The 13376-nt window shown below is 39.3% G+C and carries 10 protein-coding genes; 1 reads left to right on the forward strand and 9 read right to left on the reverse strand.

Annotated features, from left to right (window positions below):
- Window positions 1–152: 152 nt before the first annotated feature.
- From V7K69_RS25720 to V7K69_RS25760, 9 genes are all read right to left on the reverse strand, one after another.
- Complete coding sequence (locus tag V7K69_RS25720; RefSeq protein WP_335039639.1) at window positions 153–1004, reverse strand: phytanoyl-CoA dioxygenase; 852 nt, start codon at window positions 1002–1004, stop codon at window positions 153–155.
- 50 nt (window positions 1005–1054) lie between these two features.
- Complete coding sequence (locus tag V7K69_RS25725; protein ID WP_335039641.1) at window positions 1055–2062, reverse strand: glycosyltransferase family 2 protein; 1008 nt, start codon at window positions 2060–2062, stop codon at window positions 1055–1057.
- Between the two features lie 199 nt (window positions 2063–2261).
- Window positions 2262–3530 carry a class I SAM-dependent methyltransferase gene (locus V7K69_RS25730; protein WP_335039643.1) on the reverse strand — a complete coding sequence of 423 codons (1269 nt, stop codon included), beginning with the start codon at window positions 3528–3530 and terminating at the stop codon, window positions 2262–2264.
- A gap of 110 nt (window positions 3531–3640) precedes the next feature.
- Entirely contained in the window at window positions 3641–4669 is a 1029-nt protein-coding gene (locus V7K69_RS25735) for an NAD-dependent epimerase/dehydratase family protein (RefSeq protein ID WP_335039645.1), read from the reverse strand.
- A 388-nt stretch (window positions 4670–5057) separates the two neighbouring features.
- Complete coding sequence (gene lhgO, locus V7K69_RS25740; RefSeq protein WP_185581659.1) at window positions 5058–6272, reverse strand: L-2-hydroxyglutarate oxidase; 1215 nt, start codon at window positions 6270–6272, stop codon at window positions 5058–5060.
- 100 nt (window positions 6273–6372) lie between these two features.
- On the reverse strand, window positions 6373–7146 hold the full coding sequence (rfbF, locus tag V7K69_RS25745; RefSeq protein ID WP_114082321.1) for a glucose-1-phosphate cytidylyltransferase: 774 nt from the start codon (window positions 7144–7146) through the stop codon (window positions 6373–6375).
- A 347-nt stretch (window positions 7147–7493) separates the two neighbouring features.
- Window positions 7494–9662: a tetratricopeptide repeat protein gene (locus tag V7K69_RS25750; protein WP_335039651.1), complete on the reverse strand. Its 2169-nt coding sequence runs from the start codon at window positions 9660–9662 to the stop codon at window positions 7494–7496.
- A gap of 57 nt (window positions 9663–9719) precedes the next feature.
- Window positions 9720–10502 (reverse strand): PP2C family serine/threonine-protein phosphatase, encoded by a 783-nt coding sequence (locus tag V7K69_RS25755; RefSeq protein WP_335039655.1) that lies wholly within the window; start codon window positions 10500–10502, stop codon window positions 9720–9722.
- 50 nt (window positions 10503–10552) lie between these two features.
- On the reverse strand, window positions 10553–11227 hold the full coding sequence (locus V7K69_RS25760) for a vWA domain-containing protein (RefSeq protein ID WP_114082323.1): 675 nt from the start codon (window positions 11225–11227) through the stop codon (window positions 10553–10555).
- Window positions 11228–11978: 751 nt separating this feature from the next.
- Here V7K69_RS25760 and V7K69_RS25765 point away from each other — a divergent pair.
- A complete protein-coding gene (locus V7K69_RS25765) occupies window positions 11979–13364 on the forward strand; it encodes a response regulator (RefSeq protein WP_335039657.1) in 1386 nt (461 codons plus the stop codon).
- Window positions 13365–13376 lie beyond the last annotated feature (12 nt).

Below are 13376 nucleotides of genomic sequence, written 5' to 3' on the forward strand. Positions count from 1 at the left end.
TTTGAGAGATATTTTGTGTCAGTTATAAACCTATAAATTTGGTTTTCTGGCATTTTTAAATTGACACATAAACCCTTATTTCTACCTTTATATGAAGCTAATTCTCTTTCTCTGTGTTCTCTGCGCCTCTGCGGTTAATTAAATTTACGTTTTTAATTCGAAACTTTAACTACATCTGATGCAGACTGTAACTCTATTCTGGGATAAGTATCATCCCAGTATTGAGTGCAGAGGTCTGGCCGTTCAGGAGGATTTGCGGTGTAACAAAAGAATAATGTTGATCGGTCTTCTGTACGAACTGTGCCGTGATGTAAAGCATTTTTCGTATCTACAATAATGACTGTACCTGCTGGGCCTGGGCAGGATTTCCAAGCTGATTTGGGGATGACTGGTTTTACTTGTTCATCGTCGATACCCATATAGCCTGACTTCCAAAGTTTGTAGTAAAGTCGAAAATAATTCCAACTAAATAAGGAAGTTAGGGAGCGGGGGATGTATTGAAAAGGCCCAGTTTTTTCTTCTACATCATTCAAGTAAATAATGATTTTGATAATCCGCCTGTCTTCTGCATCGCTATGCCATAGTAGTGTCCCAAACTGATATTTGCTCTTGAAATCTTTGCGTAAATGTACACCATGAAAAGCAATTGGAAGACCGATATAATTTTCGATGATGTTGAGTAGCCTTTTCTCTACCCCCCAGGCATAAAATTCTGGTAAACCTGTAACTGTATTAATTTGTGGCAACCTTTCATCTAGATGCTCATTGGTGGGATTCTCCATCTGAAGCAATTGATGGTGAGCAGCTTTAAGCAGTTCGGAGCTAGAGTCGAACCCTAAATCTGCCAAGTTGGTGACGTAAACACCATCTTTTTTGAGAGTCTTAAGGATGTTGCGATCGCTTTCTGCTAATGCTGGCAGATTTCTGCTATGCTTCCAACGAGCTAGGTAATATTCAAAGTCAGATGAGAGTGTAGCTATTTTGTGTTTAATCGCGTTGAACATGGCGCAAATCCTTCTCTTAATTGATATATAGTTGTTAGTAATTAGGTAGTTTATGGCTTATAGGTACGTACTTCTTCAGTAGATATTTCGCTTGATTCTGCTAAACTGAATTCTTTAGAAACCATCACATCAAAAGCACATAAGCTGACTAAAGCCAAAAATGGAACTACTGTTTTGATGGCAGACATCGGCCATCTTCTTAAAGCGCCCAAGAACACTTTTAAGTTGACTTCTTTACCATTCTGCAAAAGCATCCGTCTACAAAATTGCTTAGAATATCCACTCTGCTCTAATTTCAAAATCACTTCAGGAATATGTTTGTATTGCATTAACAGTGCTGATTTTGGTTCTTTCTGCCAATAACTCACACCAACGATACATTCTAAATAAGTCTCTTTAGTGACAATTACACTACCATTAGCAGCACAATATCCGGCTAAATATGCTAAAGATATCCAGTTATTCTCAGCATCTTGCCAATCTTGTAGAGCGCGTTTTACTAAGTCAGTGCGATATACTGTAGCAGTTAGAAAAATGACTGCACCGACACTTTTTGAAAAACAATGTTCAAATATGGCTTTACCATCACCTTTAGCATCTTCACTATCAACATCAAACCAGCGATTACCAACTATTTTTGGTGGATGAACTGGTTCACCAGTAATTTGATTACGACCAGAAAAGTTGAGGAACAATAATGATAAATCTTCGTATTGTCTGAGTTTGGTAATCACATAAGCAATTGCTCTATCTTGAATTGGGTCATCATCGCCAATTGTCCAAACATATTTTGTTGTTGTAGATTTTAGGCAGTACATAATATTTTTAACTACGCCTAAATTCTTTAAATTCTTATTTGATTTAAATGTAATATTATTAAGTATCGCTTGCCACTTTTGGATCACCTCCTGAGTATTATCTGTTGAACAATTATCAGATACTAAAATCTCACATTCATCTTCAAAACCTTTGATAGCTTGAGCCAACCATGTTAGCTGTTTATCAAGTAACCCGGCACGATTATAAGTGGGTATAGCAATAGTCAGCAGTTTATTCATATTAAGCTTAAATCTATAGTTAAGAGGCTATTAACAACAGCTTATTAATAAACAAGCTGCTTTTAATTTGATTGTTTGATATTTGAAAACAAAAGCTTTATGAAACCACGCCTTTTAATTACTTTTTACCTATTGTCTATGCTCATAATTACAATACTAAAATAGTAATTAAAGGCGCTTTTTGGGTTATATTTAGTAATTACGACGCTATTAAAAGCCTATCCGGAATAGGACACGGATAAATTTTTACTTCAGGAATTGGTACAACAAACTGTCCACCCCACTCGCCAATAAATGCCATTTGCTCCATAATTTCTTCCTTGAGATTCCAAGGTAAAATTAGGACATAATCTGGTTTAGTTTCGCGGATTTTGTCTGGTTCAAAGATGGGAATATGAGTCCCAGGCAAAAATAAGTCTTGTTTGTAAGGGTTGCAATCAACTGTGTAATCGATAAAATCTTTCCCAATCCCACAGTAATTAAGCAATGTATTGCCTTTGGCTGGCGCGCCATAACCAACAATTGATTTCCCTTCTGCTTTTGCACTCAAAAGGAAATTTAATAGCTTATGCTTTGTTTGTTTGACTTTTTCACCAAATGTAATATAAGTCTCTATCCGATGCAACCCAGCAGCAATTTCTTTTGCTTTTAGATGGCTAACTCGGTCATTAATATCAGGACTATCAGCATCGTCATGTTTGGCATAAATTCTTAATGAACCGCCATGAGTTGATAATTCCTCCACATCAAAAAGTTGCAAATCGTGTGCTGCAAAAATCTGTTCGATAGTCAGAAATGAGAAGTAAGAAAAATGCTCGTGATAAATAGTGTCAAATTGATTTTGTTGAATCAATTGCAAAATGTGAGGAAACTCCATCGTCAAAATACCATTCGGTTTGAGGATGAGTTTCATTCCAGCTATGAAATCATTTAAATCTGGTACATGAGCTAAAACATTATTGCCTATCAAAAGATCGGCTAGTTTTCCTTGTATCACAAGTTCTTTGGCAGTCTCAACCCCAAAAAACTTGTTGATACTAGGAATACCTCTATCTTGAGCTATCTTAGCTATATTTGCGGCTGGTTCTATTCCTAAAACTGGGATTCCCTTTTCTACAAAATATTGCAGTAGGTAGCCATCGTTGCTGGCAATCTCAATAACTTGATTATGATGATTAAAGCCAAATTTCTCTACCATCATATCGGTGTAAGCTTTGACGTGCTTTAGCCAACTTACTGAGTAAGAAGAAAAGTAAGCGTAATCGCTAAAAATATGATCGGGAGTTTCAAATTGTTCTAATTGAACTAAAAGAGTATCTTCAGAGACATAAGCATGGAGCGGATAAAATTTTTCGGCATGATTTAGCTGTTCTGCTGTCAGATAAGCATTGGCTAAAGGTGACATTCCTAAATCAATAAAGGTTTGGTGCAGAGGTTGACCACTGAAACGACATTTTGCATTCGTCATATTTTTCAACTCACTGATTACAAATAATTTGATGGATGAAATAAGTCCGAACCAAATATTGTTGATTCGGAAACTTAAATTATTTCTTCTTTGCTGATAGGCAACTATATCTACTTTTTATTCCAGAAGAAATCTTTGTCAATTTGCTCGGTACGGATTAAATACTCTAGCTGTTTTAAGCGAGTAAATCCTCTAAATAAGAAAGTGTCTTCAGCCATATCTATTTGGCTAAATAAATCAAATAGCTGCTGGGCACCAAGTCGGGCATTCCAATCACATTTAAATCCGGGGAGAATTGTGTTGATTTTCTCGAAGGATACCCGATAGCTGCGGTTATCTGAGCCATTCTCACCAAAGGACAATTTACAATCTGGGAAAATATCAGCAATAATTTCTGCGATTTCTTTGACACGATAGTTGTTTGCTGTGTCTCCCACGTTGAAGATTTGATTATGTACAATGTCCCGTGGTGCTTCTAAAGTGCAGACTATTGCTTTGCAAATATCCAGTGCGTGGACTAATGGCCGCCAAGGTGTACCATCACTGGTCATTTTGATTTGTTTGCTAGTCCATGCCAACCCAGCTAAGTTGTTTAAAACAATATCAAAGCGCATTCTGGGAGAAGCACCAAATGCTGTGGCATTCCGCATAAAGGTGGGAGAGAAGTCATCGTCAGCTAGTGGTGTGACATCTCGTTCTACCAAAGTTTTGCACTCTGCGTAGGCTGTTTGAGGATTAATTGGGGATTCTTCTGTAACATCACCTGCGGTAGCAACACCGTAGACACTGCATGAAGACATATATACAAAACGACGCACACCCATAGCTTTAGCTAGGCTAGCGAGACGAACTGAACCTATATGATTAATTTCGTAGGTAATATTGGGTGCTAATTGTCCGGCTGGGTCGTTGGAAAGTTCCGCCATGTGAACTATTGCTTCAACACCTTCCAAATCGTCAGGGGCGATGTTGCGGATATCTTTGTTAAGGGTTTTAGGTGTTACCCCATTAGCGTTGTATAGCCAACCAACTTTATAGAAGCCAGTATCTAGACCGATAACTTCATGTCCACGTTCGATTAACAGAGGCGGTAATAATGAACCTAGATAGCCTTCTGTTCCAGTTACTAATATTTTCATTGTGGTTAACGCCTTTGTATTGATGAGTTAAATTTTTCGTTTAGTAGGGATGCACAGATGTGCGTCCTAAAGGGTGTTGCATCCAAGAGGGAACCGCTATATTTTTTGTTTCTATGCAATAATTTGACCTCTCTCCAAACTTCTCTCCTCTTAAGAGAGAGGCTTTGAATCTTGCTCCCATTCCCTTGTAGGGAAGGGGTTGGGGGTTAGGTCATAGAATAGACTTACCTATTGGGTAACAGCACTCTATAGCGGTTCTTAACTGATGCACTAAACTTTTTCTTGTGGGATGGGTATATTACTCATTCTTTGTATTTCCCAACAAGCAAGATGCTCACCCTAAAAGATTCATCCCTTAATTGAGCAGCACCGGAAGTAACTATGATATCTATGCAGTTACTACATTATTTAGATGCGAGGGTTGGGGAATTTCTGCTACAAGCGCTTTACCGATTTCTAGAGAAGATGTGGCCGCAGGAGAAGGAGCATTGCAAACATGGATGGAGTTTTGACCGGAAACAATCAAAAAGTCGTCTACAAGTTTGCCGTCGTTCATTAAGGCTTGAGCGCGAACTCCTGCGTGGGTGGGAACTAAGTCTTCTGCTTGGACTTCGGGAATTAGTTTTTGCAAACTTCTGGTAAAGGCTGCTTTACTAAAGGAACGAATGATTTCTTGGATGCCTTCATCAGCGTGTTTGGCTGCCAATTTCCAGAAACCTGGATAGGTGACGACTTCAAGAAAATCCCGTAAGTCAAAGTCGGTTTTTTTGTAACCTTCGCGTTTGAGTGACAAAACTGCGTTTGGCCCTGCGTGGACGCTACCATCAATCATCCGGGTAAAGTGGACACCCAGGAAGGGAAAATCGGGATTGGGAACTGGATAAATTAGTGTCTTAACGAGATAGCGTTTTTCTGGGGTGAGTTCGTAGTATTCTCCCCGAAATGGGACGATTTTGGCTTGGGGTTCAACTTTACCTAATTTGGCGGTGCGATCGCTATGCAATCCCGTACAATTAATTACAAAGCGGGTTGCAAAGTTACCTTTGTTTGTTTCTAGTACCTGATTTTTACCACTTGGGGAGATTTTCAGAACTTTTGTATTGAGATGCAAATCTCCACCCTGTTGTTGAATTAGCTGGGCATATTTCAAACAAACTTGCTTGTAATTAACAATCCCAGTTGAGAATACCCGAAGCCCACCTACGCATTTTACGTGAGGTTCAATTTCCCTGACTTCTTCGGGGCTGATTCTCTTAACTTCTATACCATTATCTAAGCCGCGTTGGTAGAGATTTTCTAGACGTGGTAGTTCTTGTTCTTCTGTTGCAACAATGACTTTACCACAAACTTCATGTTCTATTCCATGCTCTTGGCAAAATTCTACCATAGAGCGAGAACCATCACGACAAAATTTAGCTTTGAAACTCCCTGGTTTGTAGTAAATACCAGAATGAATTACTCCGCTATTATTGCCGGTTTGGTGAAACGCCCATTGACTCTCTTTTTCTAGTACTAAAATACGCGCATTGGGATAGCGTTTTCCTAAAGCCAATGCTGTAGAGAGTCCAACTATTCCCCCACCTATAATCGCAAAATCATACATCAGTATTATCGCACTTAAAATTACAGTAAATCCATAAAGTTATTTGGGATTTGGTACTGGGTATTGGGTTAGAAAAAATCTCCCCCAGCCCCCAGTTACCTTACCATGCCTTCCAAGGAGCCTGATTGTTTTTCCATAGCCCCTCTAGATAGTTTTTATCGCGTAAAGTATCCATCGGTTGCCAAAAACCATCATGTTTAAAAGCAGATAGTTGTTCCATATCAGCTAGCTTTTCTAATGGCTCTTGCTCCCATACTGTCGAGTCATCAGCAATCAAATTGATTACTTCTGGTTCTAACACAAAATAACCGCCATTAATCCAAGCTCCATCACCTTCAGGTTTTTCCCGAAAGCTGGTAATTTTAGTTTGCTCATATCCCAAGGAAATGGCTCCAAAACGTCCAGCTGGTTGAACCGCCGTGAGTGTTCCTAATGTATTTTGTTCTTTGTGAAACTTCACTAGCTCGGTGATATTAATATTACTTACACCATCACCATAAGTAAAGCAAAAGGTGTCATTACCAAGATGTTCCCTGATTCGCTTTAAGCGTCCACCTGTCATGGTATTATCACCCGTATTGACTAAGGTAACACGCCAGGGTTCTGCATAACCAGAATGCACGTTCATCTGGTTAAATCGCATATCAAAGGTAACATCTGACATGTGTAAGAAGTAGTTAGCAAAATACTCCTTAATTATGTAACCTTTGTAACCGCAACAAATTATGAAGTCATTAATGCCGTGGGCGGAGTAAGTCTTCATTATGTGCCAGAGAATTGGCTTACCACCAATCTCAACCATCGGCTTGGGTCTGATACTAGTTTCTTCACTGAGGCGTGTACCAAGTCCTCCAGCCAAAATCACCGCTTTCATGCAATTACCTCGGAGATTTGTAGGGATATTCTTATTTGACTTTTCGACATGAAGAGGATGCACTTAGATAGAGAAAAATTGATTTCTGATTTGTTTTTCTCCGTCAACAATCTAACTGTAATTTCCCCCGAAATTATAAAGGAAAGATAAATTAACATCTTTTCTATATAAAAGCTCTATGAATATCTCTAAACATGAGATTGAAGAAAAATTCTGTTCGATAAATTACTTAATTAAATAAAAATGTTACCAAATAAATAACTAGGGCTAGCTGATACTAACCCTAGTTAGGCTTGATTTATCCAATCAAAACCGATAATATGTGAGTAAAAAAACCTTACTTGTTTTTAGTTAGTTTTTTCCAAATTACTTGAGCCTTGAAATAAAGGATCGCATTTGCGTTCTACGACTACGCATAAGTTACTGAGTGCTTGCTGATAATTATCCATATCATCTTGCTCAAGAAACATTTTGGCAGATGCCTGTACATCTTCGATCGCTTTCGCCTGATTTTTGTTAGATTCACTACCACCATATTGTGCCAGTTCATAACGAACCATACCTCGTTTGAGATATACTTTGGCTAGTTTAGGGCTTAGGGTTAATGCTTGGTTAAAGTCAGCGATCGCTTGATTGTATTCTTGTTCATAATTGCTGCTATATTGAGCAATTTGATAATAGACAACACCTCGCTGAAAATAAGCTTCTGCTTTCGATACATTACGTTTTATGACTTGAGTAAAATCTGCGATCGCTCTTTTGTAAGCTTGTTGAGATTCACCGCTATATTTAGCCATTTGGGTGCGGACAATCCCCCGTCTGATATAAGCTTCAATTTCGTGACTATCTAGACCGATGGCTCGATTATAGTCTGCGATCGCTAGGTTATACTCTGCATCAGGATCGTTGCTATATTCGGCGAGCATATAGCGGGCATTACCCCGATTCACCAGGGCTTTGGTTTGATTGGGATTGATTTTAAGAGCTTGACTATAATCTGTAACTGCTCCTTCGTAGTCTTTGAGGTTATAGCGGGCATTGCCCCGATTTACAATTGCTCTGGTATGTGTTGGTTGTTGTTCAATTGCTCCGGTAAAGCTGGCAATTGCTTTTTCATAGTCTCGGTCTTTGTAAGCAGCATCACCCTGCTGAAAGTAATCAGCGAAGCTGAGTTTATTAATTGTCTGGCGAGACTTTAATGTTTGTTGAGTGTAAGAATTTTGGGAAACCAACGGCTGAGTAAATTTAATCATTAGGTCGGCATATCCCAATAAACCGAAACCCAGTAAACAACAAATAACCGGGTATAATTTTGACTTCTTGGAACGTTTATAGGAAGAACCGCTTGGGGTAATTACTGGCTGCCAATAATTACCTAAGTGCGGTGACATACTGCGCTGGGGAAAATGCGGTGTCTGGGTGTAGCGCTTTTTCGCTTTGATTCGCGGTTGGAGATGTTCTCTCGCTTCTATAGCCCGATGTGAGGGGAAGGGGTCGCGTCCGCCTAATCGCACGGTACGTTCACACCACGGACAGCTACGCATGTGGTTGTTGTAGCGATGCTGGGGATTTGTGGTGCAGGTAATTAAAGAATCTTCAGCTTCAGCGATGGCTGAGAGCCAAGTCTGGGCACTGGGGCGCAACTGTGGGTTATTGTGACCCTCTTCAAAACAAAGGACAAATAGTTCTTGTAGGCTGGGATGAAGAATTTCCCAAGGGGGCGCAATGGGGGTAGGTAGGTAGGGTACGTATCGTTTTTGGCTGTAAGTAAAATGACCCGATGCAATGCGGGCTTCGTAGGGCGGTGGCTCAATAGAGCCTTGAAAAATCCCCGAAAATGGGTGAGTGCCTTCCATTAAGAGTTGGAATACCAACACTGCTAACCCAAATAAATCGTGAGAAATTTCGCGATCGTGTTGGGCAAAAGTTTTATTTTGTAGTTCTGGTGGCGTAAACTCTGGTTTCCCGACTGGGCAGCGATAAACAACATTGCTGTTAGGGTCGAGTACTTGGAAGGAGTCTGTATCTATCAAAGTCACCAGGGCGGTGTCACTGACGAGGATATTTGACTCGTTGACATCACCTACACAATATCCACTAGCGTGCAAAGCGGCAAAAGCTGCCGCCAAGTTACGAGCCGTGCGGAGCAGGTACTGATAGTTGAATAGGGGACAGTGTTGACGACGGGTTCTGGGGTTGTAAAAGTCGATGATTGGACGCATCCCCTGAATCCGTGGCATCAAAAAGCCCAAGATGCTATTTTTGCCATCTGGTGTCCGTAATAAATCCTCTGGCCAAGCGATAGAAATATGCCCCAAACTAGCTGTAGGGTTTTCTGGCGGGTTGGCAAGCATCGCCTGTAATTTATCGGCATGGGCTGTAGTTGGCTTGTGGTAAATCTTCGCCACCAAGTCATTATCAGATGGCACTGCATAAACACAAGCTTCACCGCCACGCCCCAAACTAACATTGAGGCTGAGGATTTCTTTTCTAGGGGAACAACGTAGTACCTGCATAATGAAATTACCGCTAACGGAAGTTATTTTAAGATGTGAAACCTGTAAATTGATTGCTCATGAGTCGTTGAATGCAGCTATAATGAGTGTCAAATCATCATCAGTGCGTTGTGTAATTCGGTCTGAGCGTAAAAACTTTACTAACTGCTCCTTCGCTTCTGTCTTATCTTCGGTATTAGCTACAAATTCAAACAGTGGAAAAAAGAATGGTTTGTGAGGTTCTCCAACAACCATATTCAAAGCCAGCATTTGTAATCCGTCGGTGATGATACCAACATTAACTATGTCAGTGCGCCATAATCTCATCTGTGCTGTGTCTAAGGCCGTAGGAGAAGTTAAAAAAGTGGTTTCGTTGATGTACTCGCCGCTATCAGGTATAGTTAGAGCGAGAAGATTGCCCATACTGTCTTTTGCCACTGCCAAACCATCACCTATTTGCACTACAGCTACAACTTCTGGTGTGGCAACCATCATAATTAAGGTAGTTGCTAAGTCTTGAGGCTGTTTGTCACAAGTAGCCGCTTCAGCCTCCACAGCTTTTTTGGCGGCTAGTATGGCATCATTTAAGAGCGATCGCACATAATCATCATCACTCAAAACTTTTCGGGTGATTCCCTTGCTAGAAATGTTTTCTATTGCTGTCTCCACAGCAATCATCGCTCCCACTTTCCCAAGACTAGCAGAACCGGCACCATCTGCTGCGGCTGCCACTAAAACATTATCGGACAATATTTGCCAGTGATGAGCATCCTGACATAACTGCTTGTTTTTTAAGTGACTTGTACCACATACCGACGCAGCCACAATCCGCCATTGAGCAATCTGTTTTGATATTTTCATAGATTTTTTTTCAACAGCTCGCTGTGTCAACATCAAGCTGCGATTTTTAATTAAACAGTCCCCCAACCAATCGGCGGTAGTGCTACCTGTTCATCCACCTGCGAATGAGAAACAGCTGACATACTAGTTGATAGCCAGACAAACATCTCGATGAAATTTAGTCCTTTGAGTTTCAAAGGTGTACGTACAGTTATTTGATTTAAACGCGTCATATTCGCATTTTCTACACCCACCGTAAAGAATGCTACACGCTTGTTCGCCTCGTCTCCCTGTAAGCGCACAGATGCTTGCTCCACTACATTCTCTAACTCACCTTGGGGTTCTCCATCAGTAATCATAAATACCCAAGGACGATAGTAAGCAATCCCATTGGTACGATACTGAGATTTCCGCTCTTGAATTATATCCAAAGCTTTATGAATGCCTGCACCCATTGTAGTCAAGCCCTGTGCCGTTAAAATGGGCGGATTGAATTGATCGGCAGTCACAAAGTCTTGTACTACATTGACATTACTATCAAAAGTGACGATCGCCACTTCTACACGTCTTGCGGCTAAGGAATTTTTGACTAATTCATCCTTTAAACTGAGTAAACCCTGATTTAAAGCCTCAATCGGATCTCCTTGCATCGAGCCAGATGTATCTAGTAAAAGTACACAAGGACAACGAGGTTCTGGGTTCTCAGCAAATTCTACTACTTCATCAAGTCTTAATGTATCATGCATAACTTTTTGTGTTATGTTAAAGTTCAAAGCTTTATTTCCTTTTTGTCCGAGTATATAATTTCAGCCGTCGAAGTCACTACAGAATATAGTATCTAGTGGTAGAAGCTCTAATCTTTATTAAACAAATTATTTTCATGAAGTTCTCAATATATTTTTTAAGAAAAACTTGAGTACAGCTTAGTTTAGCAAAAAAGAGTTTATCAAAACCCAGTGTTACCTGTTGTAATGTATCTACCAAAAATTTATATCCATTAAACCTACAGTACAATAAATACGTAAACTTTCCCAGATAAGTTTTTAAAGATTTTATGTAGAAGAATAGTTCCTTTACAGAAAAATTATTAACCATAATTAAGATCGTTAGCTCCAGAAGTATACCAGCGTAACTGCGTTAACTTGGAATCAAATTTGCCTGATTTTTGTGAGTAGGCAGAAATAAACGTCATGACTAAGGTCTTAAGGTAAGAGTTGTCAGGAGTTGGTAAAATCCATAATTAACCAATATTTACTGATAGGCTAGCTATGATAAATGTTGCTCTTTATTCATACCTACGTGTGGTTTAAGACAAATTAAGTAAAAAGTACCGAATGTAACAAATAAGTTATAAAACTTATATTTTTTAAAATATATACATATTTTAAAAGGAATAACTTGTGCGTAGATAAATATTACAAAGAAGAGAAGACTTCATGGTTGATATTTTCAATCTACAAATGTTCAGTTGTTGATTCCGCAAGAAAGTTGAAAAATATGAATAACTCAGGCGCATTCACCAAACTACGTCCTCTAAGTTTGTTAAGACAGTTATCCAATTGCTTTGATAGTACTTGTTTACAAGCATTAAGTAACTCAGTTCGTTGGTCAATTTACTTAGAACAGGGCAAAATAACTTACGCGACTCATTCAGTAGAACCTTTTGATCGACTAGAACGCCATTTGCGTCGCCTCAGCCATCAAATTCCCCTGCTTACTAGTGAGGTGCGGGTTCAAGTCCGTCTGATGTTTGAACCTGAATCACACAATCAGTTACTCGAATATGACAGCAATTCCAGAAGCCACCCTCCTGAATATCAGGCGATATCTTGGCTTGTTAGTCAACAACATTTACATTCTACACAAGCAGTAGTGCTGATTCAAGAATTAGTTAAAGAGGTAATTGAATCATTTTTGCTCATTAAAGAAGGTACTTATGAATTAACAGAACCACTGGAGAGAATGCCAAGAATTTGTAGGATAGATGTAGAAAAGATTCTAGAACGTTGTCAAGGAAGATTACAGAATTGGCAAGCTTTTGTTCCGCAAATCTCTTCTCCATATCAACGTCCATATCTGTTGATCAACACCAAAATTGAGGAAAAAGATTTACCAAAACTTCAGCCAGATTTGATTCATTGGATGAAGGGTTTTAGCTTGTGTCATCTGGCAACAATTTTGAATCAAGATGAAATTCAATTGGCCCGCAATTTATACCCTTATATACTTAATGGTGCGATTATCTTGCATGAACCCGATCCACCTTATGATAAGTTACCAAAGCTATTTGAAGAGCAATCGCTTTTCTCAAAATTAATTCCAGAGATAGAGAATACCACAAAAGAGCTAAATAGCACCATCAACTCTTACCCTGATATTGCTGAAGAGAATATATCTCCTGTTCCACGATTACCACAGATTTCTCTTCCTCCCCAAGAAAAATTTCAGGAACCAACAATATCAAATAACATAAATCCTGCTTCCCAAAAAGTAACAGCTGCTACTGTAACGGCACAAAAAGTCCACAAAATCGTTTCTGTAGATGATAGCCCCACAATTCTCAAAGAAATTAGCCGTTTCTTAGAAAATGAAAACTTTTCTGTAGTGACTATTAACGATCCAGTAAAAGCCGTTTTATCAATTATAAGGCACAAACCAGACTTAATTTTGTTGGATTTAAATATGCTAGGAATAGATGGTTATGAGTTGTGCCGGATTATACGAAATAATCCGATATTTCAAAAGACTCCCATTATTTTTGTGACTGGAAATAAAGGAATTGTAGATAAAGTAAAAGCCAAATTGGTTGGGGCATCTGGATATCTGACTAAACCATTTACTCGCGCAGAATTACTTAAAATAGTCTTCATGCATTTGACTTAAATTAACTACTCC

Origin of the sequence: Nostoc sp., assembly GCF_036917775.1 — a bacterium.
Taxonomy (GTDB): domain Bacteria; phylum Cyanobacteriota; class Cyanobacteriia; order Cyanobacteriales; family Nostocaceae; genus Nostoc.

Bases quoted from the DNA above. Each gene is read 5' to 3' on its own strand.
- V7K69_RS25720 (WP_335039639.1), bottom strand. From the start codon at position 1,004: ATGTTCAACGCGATTAAACACAAAATAGCTACACTCTCATCTGACTTT.
- V7K69_RS25725 (WP_335039641.1), bottom strand. From the start codon at position 2,062: ATGAATAAACTGCTGACTATTGCTATACCCACTTATAATCGTGCCGGG.
- V7K69_RS25730 (WP_335039643.1), bottom strand. From the start codon at position 3,530: ATGACGAATGCAAAATGTCGTTTCAGTGGTCAACCTCTGCACCAAACC.
- V7K69_RS25735 (WP_335039645.1), bottom strand. From the start codon at position 4,669: ATGAAAATATTAGTAACTGGAACAGAAGGCTATCTAGGTTCATTATTA.
- lhgO (WP_185581659.1), bottom strand. From the start codon at position 6,272: ATGTATGATTTTGCGATTATAGGTGGGGGAATAGTTGGACTCTCTACA.
- rfbF (WP_114082321.1), bottom strand. From the start codon at position 7,146: ATGAAAGCGGTGATTTTGGCTGGAGGACTTGGTACACGCCTCAGTGAA.
- V7K69_RS25750 (WP_335039651.1), bottom strand. From the start codon at position 9,662: ATGCAGGTACTACGTTGTTCCCCTAGAAAAGAAATCCTCAGCCTCAAT.
- V7K69_RS25755 (WP_335039655.1), bottom strand. From the start codon at position 10,502: ATGAAAATATCAAAACAGATTGCTCAATGGCGGATTGTGGCTGCGTCG.
- V7K69_RS25760 (WP_114082323.1), bottom strand. From the start codon at position 11,227: ATGCATGATACATTAAGACTTGATGAAGTAGTAGAATTTGCTGAGAAC.
- V7K69_RS25765 (WP_335039657.1), top strand. From the start codon at position 11,979: ATGAATAACTCAGGCGCATTCACCAAACTACGTCCTCTAAGTTTGTTA.